The sequence below is a fragment of the Pseudomonas sp. MH10 genome (genome assembly GCF_034353045.1).
Lineage (GTDB): Bacteria > Pseudomonadota > Gammaproteobacteria > Pseudomonadales > Pseudomonadaceae > Aquipseudomonas.
In genome coordinates, this window is record NZ_CP133783.1 from 2,936,794 (window position 1) to 2,962,373 (window position 25,580).

Annotated in this window: 12 protein-coding genes, 2 tRNA genes and 3 rRNA genes; 8 read left to right on the forward strand and 9 right to left on the reverse strand. The window is 56.0% G+C overall.

Features of this window, described 5'->3' with window-relative positions:
* Positions 1-54: 54 nt before the first annotated feature.
* From RHM59_RS13140 to RHM59_RS13155, 4 genes are all read left to right on the forward strand, one after another.
* Complete coding sequence (locus RHM59_RS13140) at positions 55-906, forward strand: sugar phosphate isomerase/epimerase family protein (protein ID WP_322167542.1); 852 nt, start codon at positions 55-57, stop codon at positions 904-906.
* A 13-nt stretch (positions 907-919) separates the two neighbouring features.
* A complete protein-coding gene (locus tag RHM59_RS13145; protein WP_322224242.1) occupies positions 920-1,987 on the forward strand; it encodes an isopenicillin N synthase family dioxygenase in 1,068 nt (355 codons plus the stop codon).
* Positions 1,988-2,050: 63 nt separating this feature from the next.
* Positions 2,051-2,854 carry an ABC transporter substrate-binding protein gene (locus RHM59_RS13150; RefSeq protein ID WP_322224244.1) on the forward strand — a complete coding sequence of 268 codons (804 nt, stop codon included), beginning with the start codon at positions 2,051-2,053 and terminating at the stop codon, positions 2,852-2,854.
* 56 nt (positions 2,855-2,910) lie between these two features.
* Positions 2,911-4,422: an amino acid ABC transporter permease/ATP-binding protein gene (locus RHM59_RS13155; protein WP_322224246.1), complete on the forward strand. Its 1,512-nt coding sequence runs from the start codon at positions 2,911-2,913 to the stop codon at positions 4,420-4,422.
* A 115-nt stretch (positions 4,423-4,537) separates the two neighbouring features.
* Here the strand turns inward: RHM59_RS13155 and recD are convergent, their stop codons facing one another.
* The 9 genes from recD to RHM59_RS13200 all read right to left on the reverse strand — a co-directional run bounded on the left by recD (position 4,538) and on the right by RHM59_RS13200 (position 21,203).
* Positions 4,538-6,637, reverse strand: a complete 2,100-nt coding sequence (recD, locus tag RHM59_RS13160; protein ID WP_322224248.1) for an exodeoxyribonuclease V subunit alpha — start codon at positions 6,635-6,637, stop codon at positions 4,538-4,540.
* A complete protein-coding gene (gene recB, locus RHM59_RS13165; protein WP_322224251.1) occupies positions 6,634-10,341 on the reverse strand; it encodes an exodeoxyribonuclease V subunit beta in 3,708 nt (1,235 codons plus the stop codon). Before recB ends, recD begins: the two co-directional genes overlap by 4 nt.
* Complete coding sequence (recC, locus tag RHM59_RS13170; RefSeq protein WP_322224253.1) at positions 10,338-13,823, reverse strand: exodeoxyribonuclease V subunit gamma; 3,486 nt, start codon at positions 13,821-13,823, stop codon at positions 10,338-10,340. The genes recB and recC overlap by 4 nt, the downstream gene beginning before the upstream one ends.
* Positions 13,824-14,026: 203 nt before the next feature.
* Positions 14,027-14,142: ribosomal RNA gene (gene rrf, locus RHM59_RS13175) — 5S ribosomal RNA — on the reverse strand.
* A gap of 141 nt (positions 14,143-14,283) precedes the next feature.
* Positions 14,284-17,174: ribosomal RNA gene (locus RHM59_RS13180) — 23S ribosomal RNA — on the reverse strand.
* Positions 17,175-17,441: 267 nt separating this feature from the next.
* Positions 17,442-17,517, reverse strand: a tRNA-Ala gene (locus RHM59_RS13185).
* A 48-nt stretch (positions 17,518-17,565) separates the two neighbouring features.
* Positions 17,566-17,642 (reverse strand) — tRNA-Ile (locus RHM59_RS13190).
* A gap of 85 nt (positions 17,643-17,727) precedes the next feature.
* A 16S ribosomal RNA gene (locus RHM59_RS13195) occupies positions 17,728-19,266 on the reverse strand.
* Together the 16S, 23S and 5S rRNA genes with 2 tRNA genes alongside form the textbook arrangement of a ribosomal RNA operon.
* A 590-nt stretch (positions 19,267-19,856) precedes the next feature.
* Entirely contained in the window at positions 19,857-21,203 is a 1,347-nt protein-coding gene (locus tag RHM59_RS13200; protein ID WP_322167535.1) for an aspartate aminotransferase family protein, read from the reverse strand.
* A 124-nt stretch (positions 21,204-21,327) separates the two neighbouring features.
* On the opposite strand from RHM59_RS13200, the gene RHM59_RS13205 reads away from it, so the two are divergent.
* The 4 genes from RHM59_RS13205 to RHM59_RS13220 all read left to right on the forward strand — a co-directional run bounded on the left by RHM59_RS13205 (position 21,328) and on the right by RHM59_RS13220 (position 25,225).
* A complete protein-coding gene (locus RHM59_RS13205; RefSeq protein ID WP_322167534.1) occupies positions 21,328-22,248 on the forward strand; it encodes a LysR family transcriptional regulator in 921 nt (306 codons plus the stop codon).
* Positions 22,249-22,420: 172 nt separating this feature from the next.
* Positions 22,421-23,812, forward strand: coding sequence for a nucleobase:cation symporter-2 family protein (locus RHM59_RS13210; RefSeq protein ID WP_322167533.1), 1,392 nt, complete (start codon positions 22,421-22,423; stop codon positions 23,810-23,812).
* Between the two features lie 85 nt (positions 23,813-23,897).
* Positions 23,898-24,563, forward strand: a complete 666-nt coding sequence (locus RHM59_RS13215; protein WP_322224255.1) for a TetR/AcrR family transcriptional regulator — start codon at positions 23,898-23,900, stop codon at positions 24,561-24,563.
* Positions 24,564-24,616: 53 nt separating this feature from the next.
* Entirely contained in the window at positions 24,617-25,225 is a 609-nt protein-coding gene (locus RHM59_RS13220; RefSeq protein ID WP_322167531.1) for a YigZ family protein, read from the forward strand.
* The last annotated feature ends 355 nt before the right edge of the window (positions 25,226-25,580 follow it).

Genomic DNA, 25,580 nt, shown 5'->3' on the forward strand with positions numbered 1-25,580 from the left:
CGGTCTTGCCGTTGTCGTGCTGTGCCGTAGCCCGAGGAATCTTTGAGGTCGTTGATGAAACTGGAAATATTCCGAACGCTTTGGGGTTACACCGCCAGTAAGGTCCAAGCATTGGAGGAGCTGCTCGAAGCCGGTTTTGACGGCATCGAAGCGCGCCTTCCACTGGAAGCCAGCGAACGAGCGGAGTTTGCCACGTTTCTGCGGGCCAATCGGCTGGGCTACATCAGCACCGTGTTCACCGCTTATAACGTGTTGCCCGAGCAAGCCGCGCCGGTCGACGAGCACCTCCAGGACCTCGACAAAAAGCTCGCTTGGGCAGCAGAGCTGTCGCCGCGTTTCGTCAATGTGCTAGCCGGCAATGACCGCTGGCAGTTGCCGCAGCAGGTAGATTTTTTCGGCCGCGCACTGGAGCTGGCGCACAAGCATGGCCAAGTGTGCAGCTTTGAAACCCATCGATCGCGCTCGTTGTTCAACCCGTGGGTCACCCTCGAACTGATTCGCCAATTGCCCGAGCTGCGGTTCACCAGCGACATCAGCCACTGGATCGTCACCTGCGAACGTTTGCTCGACGATCCCGAGGACGACCTGAGCGCCTTCGTTGAGCGGGTCCATCACATTCAGGCTCGGGTCGGGTATGACCAAGGCCCGCAAGTCCCTCACCCCGCCGCGCCGGAATACGCCAAAGAGTTGGCTTTCCATCAACAGCACTGGGAAGCGATCTGGCGCTCACAACAAGCGCGTGGCTATCAGGTCAGCACGTTGACCCCCGAGTTTGGCGCCGACGGCTATTTGCATCACCTGCCATTTACCAATGTTCCGGTGGCCGATCTGTGGTCGCTGAACGTGTGGATGGCACAGGCCGAACGCGAGCATTTCAAACGTTTTACTCATTCGTCCCGCCATTAAGGAGCGCTTTTCCATGCCTGAATCGTTACCCAAAGCAGCGCCCTCGCTGGCCGCTAACTTCAACAGCATCCCAATGGTGGACATTGCCGGGCTGTTCAGCGCCGACCTTGAAGAGCGTCAAGCAGTGGCCGAAAAACTGGGCGCCGCGGCCCGTGACGTCGGTTTTCTGTACATCAAGAACCACGGTATCGAAGCGCAGTTGATCAACGGGTTGTATCAGGCCGCCAAGGATTTTTTCGATCAGTCTTTCGAGACCAAGATGCAGCATTACATCGGCACCTCGAAAACCCATAAAGGTTTCGTTCCCGAAGGTGAAGAGGTGTACGCCAAGGGCAAGCCGGATCACAAAGAAGCCTTCGACGTCGGTTTCGAAGTGCCCGCCAATGACCCTTTGGTACTGGCTAACACGCCATTGCTTGGCCCTAACGAGTGGCCGCTGCTGCCCAATTTCAAGGAATCGGTGCAAGCCTATTACGCGGCGATCTTTGCCCTGGGCCGCCGGTTGTTCGATGGCTTCGCACTGGCATTGGGCCTGGAAGAGGGCTATTTCGATGCGATGGTGACGCGCCCGCCGTCGAAGCTACGCCTGATCCACTATCCATTCGACGACGCAGCTCAAGACGCGCCCGGTATTGGTGCGCACACCGACTACGAGTGCTTCACGATATTGCTCGCCGATCAGCCGGGCCTTGAAGTGATGAACGATCAAGGCCAATGGATCGACGCGCCGCCCGTGGAAGGCGCCTTCGTTGTGAACATTGGCGACATGCTGGAGGTGATGACCGCTGGTACGTTCGTTGCAACGGCTCATCGGGTTAGAACAGTGAGTCGGGAGCGGTATTCTTTTCCGTTGTTCTACGCCTGCGACTTCCACACGCAGATCAAGCCGCTGCCCAGTTTTGCGCAGGCCGGCAAGGATTACGAGGAAATCGCCATCGGTGAGCACATGTTCGGCCAGGCGCTGCAAACCTATCAGTACTTACGCAAGCGGGTGGAAAACGGCGAAATCATCCTGCCGGAAAAAGCCCGTAAACCCTCGAGTTTCGGGCATTTGAAAAACCAGACCCCGGACGCGCCGTAAATGCAGTGCCTTAACGATTCATTTGATCAATGCAGTTCCTTTCCTACTGTGGAGTCACCGACGATGCGCAACAAGAACAACACTGCCGTTCGCTTGACCGTATTGGCCGTCGCCCTCCTCGGCGCGACAGTGGCGCAAGCAGCAGCGACCGTGACACCGGGCCAGTTCAAGGTGGGCATGGAAATTACCTACCCGCCGTTTGAGTCGTATGACAAAGACAAGAACGTCGTAGGCTCGGACCCTGAGCTGTCCACAATGCTGGGCAAACACATGGGCCTCAAGACTGATTTCGTCGACACCAAGTTTCCTAGCCTGATCCTCGGCCTGAACTCTGGCCATTACGACGCGATCATTTCCGGGATGTACATCACCCCGGAACGTCAGACTCAAGCTCAAACCATTGCTTATGCCAAGACCGGCGCAGCGATCATGGTGCTCAAAGACAGCACGGTTAAACCGAAAGTCCCCGAGGACCTCTGCGGTCTGAAAGTCGGCCTGGAAAAGGGCACGACCTGGGTAGCCCAATTCAACAAGCTGTCCACTGATTACTGTGTGCCGAACAACAAGGGCGCCATCGCAGTCAGCGAATTCCCGTCTGCACCGGAAGTGACCCAAGCGCTACTGTCCGGCAACGTTCAGGCTCAGGTTGAAATCGACGGGGCGGCCGGCATGATCGCCGAACACACCAAAGGCCGGGTGATGGTCAGCACCGAACATTCCATCTACCAACAAACCTTGGGCATCTTCGTCAAAAAAGGAAATGAAGAGCTGTATAAAGCGTTGCTGACAGCCTTCGATGACAGCAAGAAATCCGGTGAATACGCCACCCTGTTGAAGAAATACAACCTCGAAGAACCGAGCAACTGATTCTTCTCCCCGTTTGACCCGCCGGCTTCCCACGAAGCCGGCAGCTTGAGGTGTGCATGCAATTCGAATGGCCCTACTTTTTTTCTTTGTTTTCTGTGTCGGATTTTTGGGAAGCGTGCATCACCGTTATCGAACTCAGCGCATTAGGCTGGTTCATCGGCATGGTGCTCGGGTTTCTGCTGGCCTCGGCCAAGCTTTCGACTTCGCGCTGGTTGCGCATACCGGCGTCGATTTATATCTGGTTCTTTCGCAGTATTCCGTTGTTGGTGTTGGTGGTGTTCGTCTACAACCTGCCGCAGCTGTTTCCGTTTACCCGTGAGGTGTTGTCGAACCCATTCAACTCCGGCCTGTTCGCCTTGATCGTGACCGAGGCGGCGTACATGGCGGAAATCCATCGCGGCGGTTTGATTTCGGTGGCCAAGGGCCAAAAAGAAGCCGGACGGGCATTGGGTGTCGGCCTGATCGGTTTGCAGCGGCTGGTCGTTATCCCACAGGCATTTCGGATTTCCCTGCCGACGCTGATCAACGAATACATCACCGTGGTCAAGCTAACCTCGCTGGTGTCGGTGATTTCGCTGACCGAGATTCTGACCGTGGGCCAACGGCTGTATGCGACGAATTTTCTGGTGATGGAAACCTTGTCCGCCGTGGCGGTGTATTACGTACTGATCGTGACGGTTTTTGGCTGGCTGTTGCAGCGGTTCGAACAGTATCTGGAAATGAGCAACCGTACTCCGCAGACGCTGGATGAGTACGGATTGAGCGCGCTGAGAGGGAATTTAACCGCCCAGCCGTCGTTGGTTCGTTCGCATGTCGGCCCCGGTGCAGCGCCTGCGTTGCAGTTAAATAACATCCATAAAAGTTACGGCCAGCATGATGTGCTTCAGGGCATCGATCTGGACGTTCGCGCCGGGCAAGTGATTTCTATTATTGGCCCGTCCGGCTCAGGCAAGACGTCGTTGATACGCACCATCAACGGCTTGGAAAGTATTGATCAGGGCGAGATTATTCTGTTCGGCGAAAGCTTTATTCATGCAGGCGACAACCCTAACAGCCTACAAATTCGCCAGGGCGTGCAGCGGATTGGAATGGTGTTTCAGAACTTCAATCTGTTCCCGCACCGCACCATTCTCGACAACATCACCCTAGCGCCGCGCTACCACGGGCAGGATCGAGACGAAAGCGAGCAGCGTGCCTACGCGTTACTGGATAAGGTCGGGCTGCTGGCTCACGCGCACAAATACCCGCATCAGCTATCTGGCGGCCAGCAACAGCGGGTGGCCATCGCCCGCGCGCTGGCAATGGACCCACAGATCATGTTGTTTGACGAACCGACTTCGGCCCTTGATCCAGAGCTGGTGGGCGACGTGTTGAATGTGATTCGCGATCTGGCAAAAGAAGGCATGACCATGCTTATCGTTACCCACGAAATGGAATTCGCGATGTCGATTTCTGACCGGGTGATTTTTATGGAAGACGGCAATATTCAAGTCGACGCCGCGCCGCAAGTGATCCGCGCACACGACGCTGGGCATCGGGTGCGCAGATTTATGGGGTTGGTGCATTGATAGGCAATGAATTCCTACAGAGAAACTAAATCTGTGGATACCGTCTTGTTCGCGAGGGTTATACGCGGCGTATCAGGTAAACACCCTCGCCAACACGTTGGCTGCTACAGGGGGATTACACACCCAACATAAGACCACTGAGCCGTTTGACCTTGCGCTTGATGGCGTCTTCGAACACGCCGGGACGGGGTTCGATGAGGCTGAACCAGTGTTTTGCGCGGGTGATGCCGGTGTAGATCAATTCCTTGGTCAGCACCGGGTTCAGCACTTCCGGAAGGATCAACGCAGTGTGGGCAAATTCCGAGCCTTGGGATTTATGCACGGTCATGGCGTACACGGTTTCGACGTCATTCAAACGGCTTGGCAGGACAAAACGCACACCGCCGCTGCCGTCATTACGCGGAAATGCAACGCGCAACACCTGGTGGCTGGGCTCAACACCATCGCGCTCGGGCAAGCGCAGGGTGATGCCGATGTCGCCGTTCATCAACCCCAACCCGTAATCGTTACGCGTCATCAGCACCGGGCGGCCTTCGTACCAGTGCTGGGCGCTTTCGATCAGCCCCGCGTCGAACAGCGCGTGAGTGATGCGCTGGTTCAGTCCTTCAACACCCCAGGGGCCTTTGCGCACGGCACACAACAACTGAAACGAATCGAACGCTTCTAGCACTGAGCGCGCCCAAAGGGTCCAGCAGGGGTCTTCAAGTGCAGCGCTTGCGGCCGGGCGTTGATCCGCCAGCAGGCCCAAGTAATACCGATAGCCTTGCGGCCCTTCGGTGCCTTGACTGTGCCCTTCGATCAACACGCGCTCAAATGCGTGGTCCTGCTCGCCTTTCAAGCCCAGCGCAAAAAGATCTTTGTGGGTCCGTGCCGCGAGCAAGGCCCGTGCTTCCCCCGCTTGCTGTTGATTGACCAGCCGGGACAATTGACCAATGCCGCTGCCTTGCACAAAACGCCGCGAGTGCCGCAGCATTACCACTTGTTGCGCCAATGGAAATTGCAGGGCGTCACCCTGTTGCAGACCGCTGCGGCCCAAGTCTTCGCCGCTGACCGCTTGTAGCCATGTTTGGGTTTGCGGGCTGTATCGGCCTGTTTCGGCATCACGACACAGATCGCCCAATACCGCGCCCGCTTCTACAGAGGCCAGTTGGTCTTTGTCGCCGAGCAAAATCAACCGCGCGTGGGGCGGCAATGCGTCCAGCAGGTTGGCCATCATTTCCAGGTCGATCATCGACGCTTCATCGACCACCAACACGTCCAGCGGCAGCAGATTACCGGCGTGATGGCGGAAGTGCCGAGTGCCCGGACGACTGCCTAACAAGCGGTGGACAGTGGCGACGTCGCTGGGGATTTTCTGTCGAACGGCTTCTGTCACGTCCAACGATTGCACTTGATGACTGATGGATTCAGTCAGCCGCGCCGCTGCTTTGCCGGTGGGCGCCGCCAGACGAATGCGCAACGGTTGACCGCTCTCTACCGCTGGCGCTTGGAGCAAGGCCAACAAGCGAACCACGGTGGTGGTTTTACCGGTACCGGGACCGCCGGTGATGATGCTGAAAGCGCCACGTGTCGCCAAGGCACAGGCCAGTTTTTGCCAATCGATCAGGGCGTCAGGCGCAGGGTTGGCTTTACCAAACAACGTGTCGAGACGTTGCGCCAAGTCCATCGGTGCTGCGTCTTGCTGCGCTAAACGCTGACGCAACGCGTTGTCGATACGTCGTTCGTAGCTCCAATAGCGGCGCAGATACAAACGTCGTTCCGACAACACCAAGGGTTTTTGCGCTGCCGACTCAGTGTGATCATCGGCTTGCGCCACCAAGGCACTTGCAGCCAAGGCGTGGCACCAGTCGCTACCGTCCAATGACTCCAGCAGTTGCGACGGCAACAGCATCGGGCCCATTTGCGCGTCACCCTCAGGTGGCAGCGACAGCGCGAAATCCGGTTCCTTCAGAGTTTCATAAAGGTCCAGGCACACATGCCCATGACCCAATTGATGGCTGGTTAACGCCGCCGCAAGCAACACCAATGAGTCGGCGTGCGGGTCCAGCTCACTGAGGAACGCCACAAACGCGCGATCCAGTGCGCGCAACCAACCGCGTTCGACCCAACGCTCCAGCAACAGCAGCAGATCGTCAACCCGACTCAATGGCGTCAGCGAAGACAGGCTCGGCGCGTCCAGCGCAGTGGGCAACAGTTCGGCGAATGAGCGACTCATGCGGGCTCTCCTGACAGCGCATCTTCTTGAAGCATGGTTTGGCCTTGAAACAGCAGGTCGAGACCTTCGATCAATTCACGTGGCGGGCGGGTGAAGTAGAGGCCCTGACTCGGCGCTCGACTGCCGCGCAAGAACAGGTACACCGCGCCGCCCATGTGTTGGTCGTAGTCGTAATCGGCCATGCGTGCTTTGAGCTGGCGATGCAGGGCCAGCAGGTACAACACGTATTGCAGGTCGTAACGATTTTCCAGAATCGACGCGATCATGGCGTGTTCGGTGTAAGCATCGTCGTCGGGGCCGAGCCAGTTGGATTTGTAGTCGGCGACGTAATAACGCCCTTGGTGCTCGAACGTCAGGTCGATGAAGCCCTTGAACATGCCGTTGAGCGAGAAGGTTTCCGCCTTGGCCCGAGGTGCGCCGTTATGGGTATAGCGCCGGACCAACGCGTCCAGTTGCGCCACATCAACCTTGTGGCAGGCAAACCAGAATTCCATTTCGATCCGGTACTGGTGCGGCTGGTCCAAAGCGCTCAATGACACGGGCTGCTCATCCGCCGCCAAGCGTAGCGGCATTGTCAGCAAGTGCTGCATCCAATCAGTCAGCGTGGAAATCCAGCCCTCCCAACCTCGGCGATTGCAGCGACTGCCAACGGCTTTTGCGAGCTTGGCCGGATCGGCTGCAACCACGGCAAAACGCTCAACCCCGGCCCACTCCAACAGGCCATGGAGAAAGGTGCCGGGGTTTGGGCCACGGGGGAAGCGATGGATATCACCGCCGCTGACCAACACGTCGCGAGGCGCGTCGGGATCGAGTCGTTCATCGTCAAACAGCTTTTGCGCTTGCGGGCTGTCCGGGGATTCATCGCCATCGGTAAGGGTGTCGCCAATGCGCAACGCGCTGTAGGAGGCGATCCACCAATTCTCGGCAGCGCGTCGTTTTGGCTGACGCGGCTTGAGCAGTATCGCGTCGTTACGCGGCGGGCTGAAGGTATCAGCGGTTGGCATGGGCAGCGGCATGACATCTACGGCCGGGCAGCCCTCGCCCAAGTCTCGAAGCCATAGAGCAAGCGCACTGGATTCAGCCAACGGCGCTCCCCCGCCCAGCAAATAACCCAGTGCGGAACTGTTCAGCACTGAACGGCTGGTGTTGCCGCGCTTGAGATCGCTTACGCCCAACCAACAGGCAGATTCCGCTCGGGTCAGCGCGACATAGAGCAGGCGCAAATCTTCGGCCAGGCGCTCGTTATCGGCTTGCTCGATCAAGGCCGCTGTGGGTTTCAGGCTGACCTGGGCTTTGCCATCCGCGTCGTGAAAATGCAACGGCAACCGGCTGCCGTCCACCGGCTTCGACGAGCAAATGAAGGGCAGAAATACCAACGGATATTGCAGGCCTTTGGACTTGTGGATGGTCACGACTTTAACCAACTGTTCGTCGCTTTCCAGCCGCAGGATTTGCTCTTCGCCCGCCTGCCCGGACAACGCCAAATGCTCGCCGAGATGACGGATGAGCGCTTGCTCACCGTCCAGTTCGGCGGCGGCTTGTTGCATCAGTTCAGAAAGGTGCAACAGGTTAGTGAGGATACGTTCGCCGTCGTTGCGGCTGATCAGCGCTTGGGGCAATTGGAAGTCGTGGAGCAAACGCCGCAGCATCGGCAGCACGCCTTGAGTTCGCCAAACAGTGCGATAACCCCGGAACTGCATGACCCGCGCTTCCCAGGCCAGTTCGTCTTGATTCAGCCGCTCCAACTCGATCAGCGAGAGGTTCAAGGTGATACAGGCCAACGCTCCCCTTAATGTGCGCTCGGAGTCGGGCTCGGCACAGGCTTTGAGCCAGGCCAACAGGTCGTGGGCTTCCTGGGCAGCAAACACTGAGTCCTTGTCGGACAGATATACGCTGCGCACGCCTCGGGCTGATAATTCACCGCGCACGGCTTGAGCTTCTTTACCGTCACGTACCAGAATCGCAATGTCGGCGGGCTTCACACCGCGCACCGGCTCACCCGGTTTGGCGAACCCGGCACGACCTTGTTGGCCTTGGTTGAGCAACTGCGCTATTTCGCTGGCGCAGGCCGCCGCCAGTTGCTGCCGGTAGACCGCCCCGGACAACGGTTGCTCGCTCTGCAGATGCCATACATTTAACGCCGCAACCGTGTGGCCCTCGACGGTAAACAGCTCTTTGCGACCTTGAGCTGCAACCGGGGCGAACGGCACTGGATTGTCTTGGCCGACGCGAAATAAAAACGCACCGCGCCCGGCGGGATTTTGCTCAGCACGCTCGAACACATGATTGACCGCGTCGACCATGGCCTGACTCGATCGAAAGTTAGTGTCCAGGCTGTGCCAACGGCCTGTGGTTGAGATCCGGGCGCGCAGATAGGTGTAGATATCCGCACCCCGGAAGGCATAGATCGCCTGCTTCGGGTCACCGATCAGAAACAATCCAGTCTCAGGGTCGTTTTCTTCGAGTCGGTAAATGCTGTCGAAAATCCGGTACTGCACGGGGTCGGTGTCTTGAAACTCGTCGATCAGCGCTACCGGAAACTGCTCACGAATCAACGTCGCCAAGCGCTCCCCGCCAGTGCTGCGCAGCGCAGCTTCCAGCCGCAACAGCATGTCGTCGAAACCCATTTCCGCACGCCGGCGCTTCTCTTCTTCGTACCGCACGCCCACCCACTGCGCGGCGTGTTCAAGCACCGCGGCGTCCGGCGTCGGCAGCGTATCGAGGCTGGCTTTGAGCACCATCATGGCCTCCAGCGCTGGGTGTGAGGGCGCTTGCCCCTTCCACGCTTCGGCGAAACCATCGGGGGTGAGCCGGGTGAAGCCGGTGCCTAAATCCAGGTCCTCTTGATCTTCATCGGCAGCCCAGGCGATGAGCTTTTCAAACCACGGCCTGAAGTAGCGCTCTTGCATTTTGCGGCCGTCGACCAGTTTGCAGGCCACGCCGTCGAGGCAAATGACGTGGAGTTCGGCGGCCCAATTAGTCCACGGGAATTTTAGAATACGCAGTGCTTCGCGGCGCTCCTCAAGAGACGCCTCGATCAGCTCGGCGGGCTCTTGAGTGGTGACGTTTCGGTCGCTGCCAAATAACGCGCGGACTCGAGGCAGCAGTGTCGCTGGGCTGCCCCAATGCTCGCGGACCCACTTCAACGCGTAGCCGGACATGGGGTAGCAGAAGCGTCGCCAATAATCGCGCAGCACTTGGCTGAGCAATTCGCTGTGATCGGTTTCAAGGGTTTGGGTGAACAAGCTGCCGCTGTCGAACGCGTGCTCACGCAGCATGCGCTGACACCAACTGTGGATGGTCGAAACGGCGGCTTCGTCCATCCATTGAGCGGCGATGTCCAGCCGGCTGGCACAAGCCGACCACTGCTCGGGGGCGAACTGGTCGCGCAACTCAGCGATCAGGGTGTCCGGCGAAGCGATTTCGTCGCGCAAGTATCGGGCGGCTTCGGCTAAGCGCGTACGAATTCTGTCACGCAGCTCCTTGGTGGCAGCGTCGGTGAACGTGACGACCAGAATTTGCGGCGGCAATAGTTCGCGGCCGAAACCTGACTCCGCACCGTGCCCCAACACCAAACGCAGGTACAACGCAGAAATAGTGAAGGTTTTACCGGTCCCGGCACTGGCTTCAATCAGTTGGCTGCCGTGCAACGGGAAGCGTAAGGCCAGTGAACCGGTGGGGTGCAAGGATTGATCGGCGCTCATGCGCTGGCCTCCTCGGTAGACAGGGATTGCCAGTCCGCTTCGTAGAGCGGTCGATACAGCGCGTCACACCAGCCGACAAACTCTTCGCTGCCGTTAAGTGCAGCGAAATCCGCGAATTGACGGGCCAGCGCGGTACTTTCCCGTCGCTCGCCACCGGTGTTCACGCCGTCGCCTTCGTAGGCCTTGCAGGCTGCGGCCTCGGCTTTACTCTCATCACTTTGGCCGAGCCAGGCGAATGCGGTTTTAACGGCAACGGGCAACGGTCGTTGCATGCCGGTTTGCCAAGCCATCAGCAGATAGGTCAGCGCTTTGATGGCAGCCTGTTTTTCTAGCGGCGCCAATAGCAATGTTTCATCGCTGGCGACTAAGGCGGTGCTCAGCGGCAGGTCGCAGGCGCAGGCGACCAGGTGCAAAACCCACGGCCGAGTCAGTCGATGCCACTTACGGGTTTTCTTCGAACCAATGGAGTTGGGAATCGCGGTTACGGCCAGCAAATCGCCCTTATTGTTTTGGTGCAGGCCACTCAGCCAACCGTCCAGAGTGACGCTGCCGTGAGTGAAATTCACCGGCAGCGCGGTGTTCAGCGGTTGGGGCCAGCGGACCAGTAAATCCTGGTAACGCTGAAGCAGGTCCGGCAACGGCTCGATCAACTCCTCTTGCAAGCTCGTACCGAAACCGGCCATGGGCAGTAGTCCACTGCCTTGCAGCCTATGGGCTTGAGCGGTTAACGCTTCACTCACCTGTTCGGGATGCGTCAATGCGGCGCCGAGCAAGCTTTCACTAAGGCTGTAGCGCTCAAGCGCGTCTAGCACAAAGGGTTCTTCATCAGCCAACGGTGCCTCGGCCACTTCGAAATAAATCTTCAAGCGCTGGCTAAAAAAGTGGCGAACCGGGTTTCGCAAAAAGTCCTGAAGTTGCAGGAGACTTATGGGTTCGTCCTGCTCGTACTCGGGCAGCGGTGGGGCGTCGTCGATGGCGGCTTGCGGCTCGTGGAGCATTTGCCATTCACGGGCGAAACTGAAAAAGCCGGTGTCCTGGTGAAAGTATTCTCGGCTAAACGGCTGCAATGGGTGCTCAAGGGTGAGTTTGTGCAGCAGTTGTTGGCCGGGATCGCGCTTCTTTTCGTCCTCAGGTTGAACGGCGTTTTGCAGCGTCCAACCGCTGGCGAGGTGATCGCGAAGCTGACCAATCAACACCGACGCCGGACGCTCACTGTTGTCGCGAATACTGCGACCGACCCAGCTGATATACAGTTGATCCCGGGCCGAGAGCACGGCTTCCAGCAGTAGATAACGGTCATCTTCCCGGCGCGAGCGGTCACCAGGACGGTAGTCGCTGCCCATCAGGTCGAAATCCAGCGGCGGTTGTGCCCGCGGGTAATCGCCGTCGTTCATGCCCAGCAAGCACACCAGCTTGAACGGAATTGCGCGCATTGGCATCAGCGTGCAGAAATTCACCGAGCCCGCCAAAAAGCGCTGCGACAGACGCCCTTGATCAAGGCCTGCCAACCAGGCTTCACGCACAACCGTCAGCGGCAGGTCGTCCAGTAGACCCACCGATTCGCAGGTTTCCAGCCAGGTTTCTCGGAGCTGTTCAAGCTGGCCGAGTAAGTAATCGTCATGCTCACTGTCAGCCTTGAAGAACAACTGCATCATGGCTTGCATGCGCATGCCCCAGACCTGGGGGGGCGCCGGAATTGAGAGTTCCGTGTGCGCGACGTGCAGGGCATCAATCAAGGAAACCAGCGGACCAATCAGCGCAGCATCTAATCCGCCGATCTCGTCATAGGGTTCGATGCCGTCAAAGGCGGCGCCTGCTCCCACGGCATAGCCAAGTAACATTCTGCGCAGGCCAAAATGCCAGCTGTTTTGCTCCAGCTCATCAGGCAAACCAAGGCCGGCGCGTTGCCGAGCATTAAGCCCCCAGCGCACGCCAGCGCCTTCGATCCAGCGGTGCAGGGTGGCGAGGTCACGCTCTTCAACACCAAAACGTGCGCGCAACGCCGGAACGTCGAGCAGGTCGAGAATCTCACTGACGGGGAAGCGGCTGTCGGGGATCTTCAGCAGATGTTCGACCGCGATCAGCAATGGATCACGACCGCGTTGGCCTTGGTCGGCCAGGGTGAAGGGAATGAAACGTCGGTCATCGCGCTCAAGTTGGCCGAACACGGCGCGAATGTGGGGGGCGTAGCTGTCGATGTCTGGGACCATGACGATGACGTCTCGCGGTCGCAGATTCGCATCAGCGCTAAAGCGAGCCAGTAACTGATCGTGAAGAATTTCGACTTCACGTTGCGCGCTGTGGGCGACGTGGAAACGGATTGAGCGGTCATGGGCGGGATCAACGGCTGGCCAGAGCGCGCGGGTCTCATTGAGTGGGCGCAACTCCAGAATGTCGTCCTGGAGTTGGTTCAAGAGCGTGTGCGGTTCGCTCTCACTGAACAAATCGATACGCCCATCCCTGAACGCAGCACGATAGCTGTTCGGGTCGTCGTAGCTGTCCAGCAGATTAATGTAGTCACGGCCCTGCTTGCCCCATGCCGCGAGCAGCGGATGCGCGTGTTGATGCAATGCTTCGGGATCCAGCACGACTGGCATTCCAGCTTTTCGCGCCTGGCGCTTGTATTGGTGCCGCAATAAGTCTTTATCGGCGACGATGTCTGCCCAATGGTGACGGCAAGGGTTATGCACGCAGAGCAAAACCTGGCTGAACTTGGCCAGACCGGCCAGTGCTTCCAGCGCTTGCGCAGGCAGCGAGGAGATACCGAAAACGATGACTCGCGAGGGTAATCCGGCAGGGGCTTCGGTCAGGGTATTAATGCATTCGATAAAGCGCTGATGAACACCGGCTCGGCTTTGGCCCATGCCTTCTTCACCGACGTCCAGCAACAGCGCACGCCACAATTCGGCTTGCCAGCAATTGGCGGAGGTCAGGGCTTTAGCTTCGCCTCGGCCATTGCGTAACTGATGCCGGCCTGCGGCCCAGTCTTCCAACCAGTCTGCACGGTAGACCTGGTATTGGTCGAACAGATCTGCCAAGCGCTCGGACAGTTGATAGCGCTTTCGCAAATCGGTATCGGCCGTGAGGAAGCGCTGTAAGGGTTCGAAATGTGGCTGATCAATCAGCGACGGTAGCAATCGCATTAAACGCCACGTCAGCGGGGCTTTGTCCAACAGCGAGGCCGCCGGAATTTCATCGCGACCTAGCACTATTCGGTACAGTTGCCACATGAAACTTCCTGGCAGTTGAACGTCTATCGCCGCAGAGATGCCGCAGCCGCCAAGGTCGCCTTCCTGGGGATCTTCAGCTAACGCTAGCTTCAACCACTGGGCAATGCCGTTGCTTTGTACCAAGGCAATTTCATTCTCCAGCGGGGCCAGCGGATAACGGCGCATCCAGGAAACGACCAGACTGCGCAATACGTCCAGTCGGTTGCCATGGACAACCATGAATCCAGCAATGAGCGTCGGTGTAACCGGCATAGCTGCTTCCTTGACTGATACCGTCAGTGAGTGTCGCGAGAGGACGGCTCATGAATTGTATAAAACTGATGGCCGAACCTTAAGGGGATGTGGCGAGGATTGCCATATTGGTGTGACGGATAACGCCGTTTTCGCCATGCATTTTTTCTTGCGGACAAACAAAACCCCTGAACGCATAAGCGATCAGGGGTTCTGGAATTTAATCTTGACGATGACCTACTCTCACATGGGGAAACCCCACACTACCATCGGCGATGCATCGTTTCACTGCTGAGTTCGGGATGGGATCAGGTGGTTCCAATGCTCTATGGTCGTCAAGAAATTCAGTAGCCAGTGCGTGCCCTCCTGCGAGTTCACGTGCCAGCGAATGGGGATGTGATAGATCTGTGGGTTTCGAATTTTCGGTTGTGTCGTCTTCACACACCTCAATTTGCTTCATCGCAAATTGCTTGGGTGTTATATGGTCAAGCCTCACGGGCAATTAGTATGGGTTAGCTCAATGCCTCACAGCACTTACACACCCCACCTATCAACGTCGTAGTCTTCGACGGCCCTTCAGGGGACTCAAGGTCCCAGTGAGATCTCATCTTGAGGCTAGTTTCCCGCTTAGATGCTTTCAGCGGTTATCTATTCCGAACATAGCTACCCGGCAATGCCACTGGCGTGACAACCGGAACACCAGAGGTTCGTCCACTCCGGTCCTCTCGTACTAGGAGCAGCCCCTCTCAAATCTCAAACGTCCACGGCAGATAGGGACCGAACTGTCTCACGACGTTCTAAACCCAGCTCGCGTACCACTTTAAATGGCGAACAGCCATACCCTTGGGACCGGCTTCAGCCCCAGGATGTGATGAGCCGACATCGAGGTGCCAAACACCGCCGTCGATATGAACTCTTGGGCGGTATCAGCCTGTTATCCCCGGAGTACCTTTTATCCGTTGAGCGATGGCCCTTCCATACAGAACCACCGGATCACTAAGACCTACTTTCGTACCTGCTCGACGTGTCTGTCTCGCAGTCAAGCGCGCTTTTGCCTTTATACTCTACGACCGATTTCCGACCGGTCTGAGCGCACCTTCGTACTCCTCCGTTACTCTTTAGGAGGAGACCGCCCCAGTCAAACTACCCACCATACACTGTCCTCGATCCGGATAACGGACCTGAGTTAGAACCTCAAAGTTGCCAGGGTGGTATTTCAAGGTTGGCTCCACGCAGACTGGCGTCCACGCTTCAAAGCCTCCCACCTATCCTACACAAGCAAATTCAAAGTCCAGTGCAAAGCTATAGTAAAGGTTCACGGGGTCTTTCCGTCTAGCCGCGGATACACTGCATCTTCACAGCGATTTCAATTTCACTGAGTCTCGGGTGGAGACAGCGCCGCCATCGTTACGCCATTCGTGCAGGTCGGAACTTACCCGACAAGGAATTTCGCTACCTTAGGACCGTTATAGTTACGGCCGCCGTTTACCGGGGCTTCGATCAAGAGCTTCGCGTTAGCTAACCCCATCAATTAACCTTCCGGCACCGGGCAGGCGTCACACCCTATACGTCCACTTTCGTGTTTGCAGAGTGCTGTGTTTTTAATAAACAGTCGCAGCGGCCTGGTATCTTCGACCGGCGTGGGCTTACGCAGTAAATGCTTCACCCTCACCGGCGCACCTTCTCCCGAAGTTACGGTGCCATTTTGCCTAGTTCCTTCACCCGAGTTCTCTCAAGCGCCTTGGTATTCTCTACCCAACCACCTGTGTCGGTTTGGGGTACGGTTCCTGGTTACCTGAAGCTTAGAAGCTTTTCTTGGAAGCATGGCATCAACCACTTCATGTGCCGAAGCACACTCGTCATCAGCTCTCGGCCTTAGAATCCCGGATTTACCTAAGATTCCAGCCTACCACCTTAAACTTGGACTACCAACGCCAAGCTGGCCTAGCCTTCTCCGTCCCTCCATCGCAATAACCAGAAGTACAGGAATATTAACCTGTTTTCCATCGACTACGCTTTTCAGCCTCGCCTTAGGGACCGACTAACCCTGCGTCGATTAACGTTGCGCAGGAAACCTTGGTCTTTCGGCGTGGGTGTTTTTCACACCCATTATCGTTACTCATGTCAGCATTCGCACTTCTGATACCTCCAGCAAGCTTCTCAACTCACCTTCACAGGCTTACAGAACGCTCCTCTACCGCATCACCTAAGTGATACCCGTAGCTTCGGTGCATGGTTTGAGCCCCGTTACATCTTCCGCGCAGGCCGACTCGACTAGTGAGCTATTACGCTTTCTTTAAAGGGTGGCTGCTTCTAAGCCAACCTCCTAGCTGTCTAAGCCTTCCCACATCGTTTCCCACTTAACCATGACTTTGGGACCTTAGCTGACGGTCTGGGTTGTTTCCCTTTTCACGACGGACGTTAGCACCCGCCGTGTGTCTCCCATGCTCGGCACTTGTAGGTATTCGGAGTTTGCATCGGGTTGGTAAATCGGGATGATCCCCTAGCCGAAACAGTGCTCTACCCCCTACAGTGATACATGAGGCGCTACCTAAATAGCTTTCGAGGAGAACCAGCTATCTCCGAGCTTGATTAGCCTTTCACTCCGATCCACAGGTCATCCGCTAACTTTTCAACGGTAGTCGGTTCGGTCCTCCAGTTAGTGTTACCCAACCTTCAACCTGCCCATGGATAGATCGCCCGGTTTCGGGTCTATTCCCAGCGACTAGACGCCCTATTAAGACTCGCTTTCGCTACGCCTCCCCTATTCGGTTAAGCTCGCCACTGAAAATAAGTCGCTGACCCATTATACAAAAGGTACGCAGTCACCCAACAACGTGGGCTCCCACTGCTTGTACGCATACGGTTTCAGGATCTATTTCACTCCCCTCTCCGGGGTTCTTTTCGCCTTTCCCTCACGGTACTAGTTCACTATCGGTCAGTCAGTAGTATTTAGCCTTGGAGGATGGTCCCCCCATATTCAGACAAGGTTTCTCGTGCCCCGTCCTACTCGATTTCATTGCAAAGGGATTTTCGCGTACAGGGCTATCACCCACTATGGCCACCCTTTCCAGAGTGTTCCGCTAATCTCAATGCAACTTAAGGGCTGGTCCCCGTTCGCTCGCCACTACTAAGGGAATCTCGGTTGATTTCTTTTCCTCAGGGTACTTAGATGTTTCAGTTCCCCTGGTTCGCTCCATACACCTATGTATTCAGTGTAAGGTAACTGTCTTATGACAGCTGGGTTCCCCCATTCAGACATCTCCGGATCACAGTCTGTTTGCCGACTCCCCGAAGCTTTTCGCAGGCTACCACGTCTTTCATCGCCTCTGACTGCCAAGGCATCCACCGTATGCGCTTCTTCACTTGACCATATAACCCCAAGCAATCTGGTTATACTATGAAGACGACATTCGCCGAAAATTCGCATTCGCTCCATGACAGAGCAACTCACAAATTTTACCTTAGCCCGTGACACCGCCAGTGAAAGCGCTGCCCGGTCTAACTTTCTATCACATACCCAAATTTTTAAAGAACGATTAAAACGATTAAACTTTCTAATCAAAGATCAGAAATCAACATTCACCACCCTGCGATGGAATGCTCATTTCTAGGCTTTGCTGCGTCATCGGCCGTAAGTGGTGGAGCCAAACGGGATCGAACCGTTGACCTCCTGCGTGCAAGGCAGGCGCTCTCCCAGCTGAGCTATGGCCCCGTATTGCTACAGGCGTTTGCTACACAACCTCAACCAAACACACAAAATTGGTGGGTCTGGGCAGATTCGAACTGCCGACCTCACCCTTATCAGGGGTGCGCTCTAACCAACTGAGCTACAGACCCAATCTCGGGTGCGGACTGACTAATCGTCTTTTTCAATGAATCAAGCAATTCGTGTGGGAACTTGTGAAGAAGCTGAGTCTTCGATTAAGGAGGTGATCCAGCCGCAGGTTCCCCTACGGCTACCTTGTTACGACTTCACCCCAGTCATGAATCACACCGTGGTAACCGTCCTCCCGAGGGTTAGACTAGCTACTTCTGGTGCAACCCACTCCCATGGTGTGACGGGCGGTGTGTACAAGGCCCGGGAACGTATTCACCGCGACATTCTGATTCGCGATTACTAGCGATTCCGACTTCACGCAGTCGAGTTGCAGACTGCGATCCGGACTACGATCGGTTTTCTGGGATTAGCTCCACCTCGCGGCTTGGCGACCCTCTGTACCGACCATTGTAGCACGTGTGTAGCCCAGGCCGTAAGGGCCATGATGACTTGACGTCATCCCCACCTTCCTCCGGTTTGTCACCGGCAGTCTCCTTAGAGTGCCCACCTTAACGTGCTGGTAACTAAGGACAAGGGTTGCGCTCGTTACGGGACTTAACCCAACATCTCACGACACGAGCTGACGACAGCCATGCAGCACCTGTCTCAATGCTCCCGAAGGCACCCCGCCATCTCTGGCAGGTTCATTGGATGTCAAGGCCTGGTAAGGTTCTTCGCGTTGCTTCGAATTAAACCACATGCTCCACCGCTTGTGCGGGCCCCCGTCAATTCATTTGAGTTTTAACCTTGCGGCCGTACTCCCCAGGCGGTCAACTTAATGCGTTAGCTGCGCCACTAAGAGCTCAAGGCTCCCAACGGCTAGTTGACATCGTTTACGGCGTGGACTACCAGGGTATCTAATCCTGTTTGCTCCCCACGCTTTCGCACCTCAGTGTCAGTATCAGTCCAGGTGGTCGCCTTCGCCACTGGTGTTCCTTCCTATATCTACGCATTTCACCGCTACACAGGAAATTCCACCACCCTCTACCATACTCTAGCCCGTCAGTTTTGAATGCAGTTCCCAGGTTGAGCCCGGGGATTTCACATCCAACTTAACGAACCACCTACGCGCGCTTTACGCCCAGTAATTCCGATTAACGCTTGCACCCTCTGTATTACCGCGGCTGCTGGCACAGAGTTAGCCGGTGCTTATTCTGTCGGTAACGTCAAGACAATCACGTATTAAGTAACTGCCCTTCCTCCCAACTTAAAGTGCTTTACAATCCGAAGACCTTCTTCACACACGCGGCATGGCTGGATCAGGCTTTCGCCCATTGTCCAATATTCCCCACTGCTGCCTCCCGTAGGAGTCTGGACCGTGTCTCAGTTCCAGTGTGACTGATCATCCTCTCAGACCAGTTACGGATCGTCGCCTTGGTGAGCCATTACCTCACCAACTAGCTAATCCGACCTAGGCTCATCTGATAGCGCAAGGCCCGAAGGTCCCCTGCTTTCTCCCGTAGGACGTATGCGGTATTAGCGTCCGTTTCCGAACGTTATCCCCCACTACCAGGCAGATTCCTAGGTATTACTCACCCGTCCGCCGCTCGCCACCAGGTACAAGTACCCGTGCTGCCGCTCGACTTGCATGTGTTAGGCCTGCCGCCAGCGTTCAATCTGAGCCATGATCAAACTCTTCAGTTCAAACATCTTTGGGTTTTTAAAAAACCCTAAATTTAGCTCAGCAATCGTTGGTTATTCTTTGATTTCTCGCGGAGTAACTGGTGACTGCTGATAATCAGTTGACTTCAGTCTTACGGCACAAGCACCCACACGAATTGCTTGATTCAATTGTTAAAGAGCGGTGGGTTGATTCTTTCGTCTCAACCGAGGCGCGCATTCTACAGCGGCGCCCGTTACTGTCAAGCGGTTATTTCAAACACGTTTCAAAGTTTCCTTTGCAACTTCAACCACTTGCGCCTCGATCAACTTCGCGTCTCTCGTCAGCGGGAGGCGAATTCTACAGCGTTTCAACTCGCTGTCAACTGCCTTTTTTCACCGCTTCCGATCACCGCGACCGAAGCCTCTTCCTCGCTGACAAATCTGGCTAACTCATTGATTACCAAGGAGTTTCCGTTTCATCTGCTCCGGAAGAGGTGCGAATTATAGGCCCAGGAAAAGTTACGTCAATAGCTAATTTCAACTATCTGTCACATTGCTAGATTACATCGATATAAAAAGGGGTGGGCCTCTCGGCTCACCCCCTCTTTCAAGCGGCCCTTCTATATAGGAGATCAGTCGATCTGGTTCAGCACCTCGCCCACCGCATCGAACAACCGATCCAGGTCCTCTGGCTTGCTATTAAAGGTAGGCCCAAACTGCAGCGTGTCGCCGCCAAAGCGTACATAGAAGCCAGCCTTCCAGAGTTTTATCCCTGCTTCATATGGACGCACAATTGCATCGCCATCACGCGGGGCGATTTGGATCGCACCGGCCAGGCCGTAGTTGCGGATGTCCACGACGTTTTTCGTACCCTTGATGCCGTGCAACACCTTTTCAAAATGCGGTGCAACCTCGGCGACCTGTTGAACCAGATTCTCCCGATGCAGCAACTCCAGGGAAGCCAGTCCAGCAGCGCACGCAACCGGGTGCGCTGAGTAGGTGTAGCCGTGTGGAAATTCGACCGCATATTCCGGCGTCGGTTGGTTCATGAAGGTTTGATAGATCTCAGTACTGGCGATAACTGCCCCCATGGGGATCGCGCCATTAGTGATTTGCTTGGCAATACACATAAGGTCCGGCGTTACGCCAAAGCTGTCCGCACCAAACATTGAGCCAGTACGGCCAAACCCGGTGATGACTTCATCGAAGATCAGCAAGATGTTGTGCTGATCGCAAATCTCCCGAAGACGTTTCAGATAGCCTTGTGGCGGCACCAACACACCGGCCGAACCGGCCATGGGCTCGACAATCACAGCGGCAATGTTGGACGCGTCGTGCAGCTCAATCAATTTGAGCATTTCATCCGCCAGTGCAATACCACCCAGCTCGGGCATACCCCGCGAAAAAGCGTTGCTGGCCAACAAGGTGTGGGGCAGATGATCGACATCCATGAGCTGGCCAAACATTTTGCGGTTGCCGTTGACGCCGCCCAGGCTAGTGCCCGCGATATTGACACCGTGATAACCGCGGGCCCGGCCGATCATCTTGGTTTTGGTGGCCTGCCCTTTCAACCTCCAATAAGCCCGCACCATCTTGACCGCCGTATCCGCACATTCGGAACCAGAGTTGGTATAGAAGACGTGGTTCAAATTACCTGGAGTTAGCTCGGTGATTTTCTCTGCCAACTGAAACGACAACGGGTGACCATGCTGGAACGCCGGCGAGTAATCGAGCGTCCCCAACTGGCGCGATACAGCCTCTTGAATCTCCTTGCGCGTATGCCCGGCACCACAGGTCCACAACCCAGACAATGAGTCGTAAATCTTGCGGCCTTGATCATCAGTCAGGTAACTGCCATGGGCTGCAACGATGAGCCGAGGGTCTCGCTGAAAACTACGGTTGGCGGTGTACGGCATCCAATGAGCGTCGAGCTTCAATTGGCTGGCCAACGATGTTTCAGCAGTTTCGGGAAGATTCATGGGTGCAACTACCTCGAGGGCGAAGGGGCAGCCGATTGAGCGGCGTTGTTGCAGCTACGTTGCCATGGGCATAAAGTTTGAAAAACCCTACTTTTAAGATCTTCAGTTAGCCGATGACTAAACTATGAGTACTCGTAGGCCCGATCCATTGGCCCAAGTCAGCGACTTCGACGTGCGCTTGCTGCGTATCTTCCGAAGCGTAGTCGAATGCGGCGGCTTCTCGGCCGCCGAAAGTGCGCTGGGTATAGGCCGCTCGGCGATCAGTCAGCAAATGAGCGACCTAGAGCAGCGCTTGGGATTACGCCTGTGCCAGCGGGGGCGGGCGGGGTTTTCTCTGACGGAAGAAGGCCGGGAAGTCTATCAATCAGCTCTGCAACTGTTGGGCGCACTGGAAAGTTTTCGCACTGAGGTCAACGGCCTGCACCTGCATTTACGCGGAGAACTGAACATTGGCTTGACTGACAACCTCGTCACCCTCCCCCATATGCGCATTACCCATGCACTGGCCCAATTGAAGGAGCGTGGGCCGGACGTACATATCAACATCCGAATGATCGCGCCCAACGAAGTTGAACAAGGCGTGCTTGATGGGCGTTTGCACTTGGGCGTCGTCCCTCAGGCCAGTGCTTTGTCCGGACTTGAATATCAACCGTTGTACAGCGAGCGATCACTGCTCTATTGCGCAGTAGGTCATCCGCTCTTCTATATGGACGATGCGGCACTCACCGACGCCCGATTAGATGAACAAGACGCCATCACACCGACCTTCCGATTGCCAGCCGACATTCAAGCGCATTACCAAGCGCTGAACTGCACCGCCAGCGCCTCTGATCGCGAAGGGATGGCCTTCCTTATTCTCACAGGACGCTACATCGGTTACTTGCCGGATCACTACGCCAACTTATGGGTGCAGCAAGGCCGACTTCGCGCCTTAAAACCCTCCACACGCTTTTATGACCTGACACTGGCGTCAGTCACACGCAAAGGCCGACGCCCTCATCTGGTGCTGGAAAGCTTTCTAAACAGTCTTGCCGCAACACGCTGATGCACTGCGTCCTGATTTTCTGTCAAGTCAGGTCATACCAAACCCTCTTAATAAATTATTACTGATTGATTTGTATATATTTATTACGACAACAAACATTATTAGCTGAACACTTGGACAGCTTTTTGCAGAGCCTCAGCCAATCCTTAATTTTCCGCACCGAGAGAGCGCTATGCAGCCTGAAGCTTCATCCCACACAGACCTGATCTTCGGGTTGAATGATCGGCCCAAACCGCTGCCGGCCATGCTCGCAGCTTTGCAACATGTCCTCGCCAGCTTCGTGGGGATTATTACCCCACCGCTGATCATTGCCTCGGCACTGGGATTGACGGCTTACCTGCCCTACCTGATCAGCACGGCCTTGATGGTATCCGGCGTAGGAACCTTCATTCAGGCCCGACGCCCTTTCGGCATTGGCGCAGGCATGATTTGTCTCCAAGGCACCAGCTTTTCCTTTCTGGGCGCAATACTGTCAGCGGGGTTTATGGTCAAACAACGGGGCGGCAGTCCAGAAGACGTCTTGGCGATGATTTTTGGTCTCTGCTTTTTTGGGGCGCTGGTGCAAATCGTCCTCAGCCGATTTATTGGCCAGTTGCGCAAGGTCATCACGCCCTTGGTGACGGGCATCGTCATCACCCTGATTGGCGTAAGCCTGATAAATGTCGGCGTTACCGACTTGGGTGGAGGCTTCAATGCCGCTGACTTCGGTGAGCCGGTGAATGTGGGGCTTGGTGTTTTTGTGCTGCTGGTCATCGTACTGCTCAACCGCTCGAATACCCCTTGGATACGTCTTTGCGCGATCATCCTCGGCTTGGCATTTGGCAGTCTCGCCGCCTGGTTCTGCGGAAAACTCGTGCCTCACGCCATCACTGGCGGCCCGATCATCAATTTGCCGATACCGTTTAAATTTGGCTTTAGCTTTGATTGGACGGCTTTTCTACCCGTGGCGCTGATCTACCTGATCAGCACTATCGAGACCGTGGGTGATTTGACAGCCAACTGCATGTTGTCGCGGCAACCCATTACTGGCCCAACCTATATTGGCCGGCTCAAAGGCGGCGTACTAGGGGACGGGGTAAGCTGCCTTATTGCTGCCACCTTCGGCGCCTTCCCCAACACGACCTTCGCCCAGAACAATGGCGTAATCCAACTGACCGGCGTTGCCAGCCGTTATATCGGCCTGTATATCGGCGTATTGCTGTTCGTGCTGGGGTTGTTCCCGATGATTGGCGCACTGCTTCAGCAAATTCCAAAACCGGTACTCGGCGGCGCAACCCTCGTTATGTTTGGCAGCGTCGCAGCGGCGGGTGTGCGTATTTTGTCCCAAGCACCGCTGGACCGTCGAAGCATGCTCATCATTGCCGTGTCATTCGGGGTAGGCATGGGCATCGCTGCGCAACCGACACTGCTCAGTCATTTGCCAAAAATAATCCAGACACTGTTTGACTCTGCCATCACAAGTGGCGGCATTACCGCCATTGTGATGTGCATACTGTTACCTGAACGTCATATCCCGACTCAAGCGGCCCATCCCGAGCCGGGACCTGATGCGTTGAAGCATTAAATTTGCACTGTAACCACTTGTCGGATCGATGCGGGTGCGTTATCTGTTCACATGATGCAGCCCATACTCCGTTTGGAACCGCCCAATGACCTTTGAAGTCCCAGCGCACAGCACAGACGCCATCGCTAAACCTGCCAGCCGTATTCGTCAGAAAAACGAAGAGACGATCATTAAAGCTGCTGAAGACGAGTTCGCCCGTCACGGCTTCAAAGGCACGAGTATGAATACCATTGCGCAGAATGCGGGGCTGCCCAAAGCCAACCTGCACTACTACTTCACCAACAAACTCGGGCTGTACATCGCCGTCTTGAGCAACATCCTCGAGTTGTGGGACAGCACCTTTAACTCCCTTAACGGAGATGATGATCCCGCCGAGGCCTTAACCCGTTACATCCGCGCAAAAATGGAGTTTTCTCGTCGTCAGCCACAAGCTTCGCGGATCTTCGCGATGGAAATCATCAGCGGTGGCGAGTGCTTGAACGAATATTTCAGCCAGGACTACCGCGCTTGGTTCCAAAGTCGGGCTGCTGTGTTTCAGAGCTGGATTGACGCTGGAAAAATGGACCCGGTCGACCCCGTGCATTTGATCTTCCTGCTGTGGGGCAGCACCCAACATTACGCGGACTTCGCCACTCAGATTTGTCGCGTAACCGGCCGTACGCGCCTGACCAAGCAGGACATGGAAGACGCCGGTGACAACTTGATTCGGATCATTCTCAAAGGCTGCGGGCTAACGCCTCCAGCTGCCTGAGCGCGCACGCTCTCAGCGGCGTTTTTTGTCTCGTCGATAGTTGGAACCTAGTCATGCCTTTTACCCTCATCGGCGCTTGCGAGTACCGGGAAGAAATTCGCAAAAGCCGCTTCATCACCCTCGCCGCACCCATCCTTAGCGCTGCCGATGCCCAAGCGTTCATCGAGCAACACAGCGACTTGAACGCTACTCACAATTGCTGGGCGTGGAAACTGGCCGATCAGTACCGAAGCAGTGACGACGGCGAGCCCGGCGGCACAGCAGGTCGCCCGATCCTGGCAGCCATTGAAGCGCAAGATTTCGACCAAGTTGTTGTGCTGGTCATTCGCTGGTACGGCGGTATCCAACTGGGCACTGGCGGTTTAGCCCGGGCGTACGGCGGCGGCGCCAACAAATGCCTGCAAAAAGCTGAACGCGTACCTCTCATTCATCGAGTAGGACTCAGCTTTGATTGCGGTTTCAGCGAGCTTGCGATGGCTAAAGTACGCCTGGCCGAACTGAACGGGCTGGTGCTTAACGAAGCATTTACCGCCAACGGGGTGGAACTTAACATCTCGCTCGGCCCTGAACACATTGAAACCCTCCAACGCCAACTGGCTGATCTCAGCCGTGGACGGATTGTCGTCCAACGCGGATCTGACGACGAACACAGCGGACATTAAGTTGCCCACATCTGTTGTGCACCCGGCTGTGGATAACCTGAGTACACCCGCCTGCACCCCCCAGTGCATATGGCTTCGCGCCGATTGATTACTTATTGACCATATTTCTCACTGATGGAGAAAAATCCGATAAAACAGGCAGTTAGCGCGACTTATCGCAACACGATCCAATACGCCAAGCGCTTATTCCGTCAACTTGGGCTTGCACACAATTACTGTGGACCACTCTGTGGATAACCCGTGCAAGAGTGCCGTAAACACAGGCGTTTCATGGCGTGCGCCTTAGTGTTCGATTTTTGCGCAATTCGTACAAAGGCCGAACGGCTTATCTTTTCTGCAACAAGACGTGGACCCG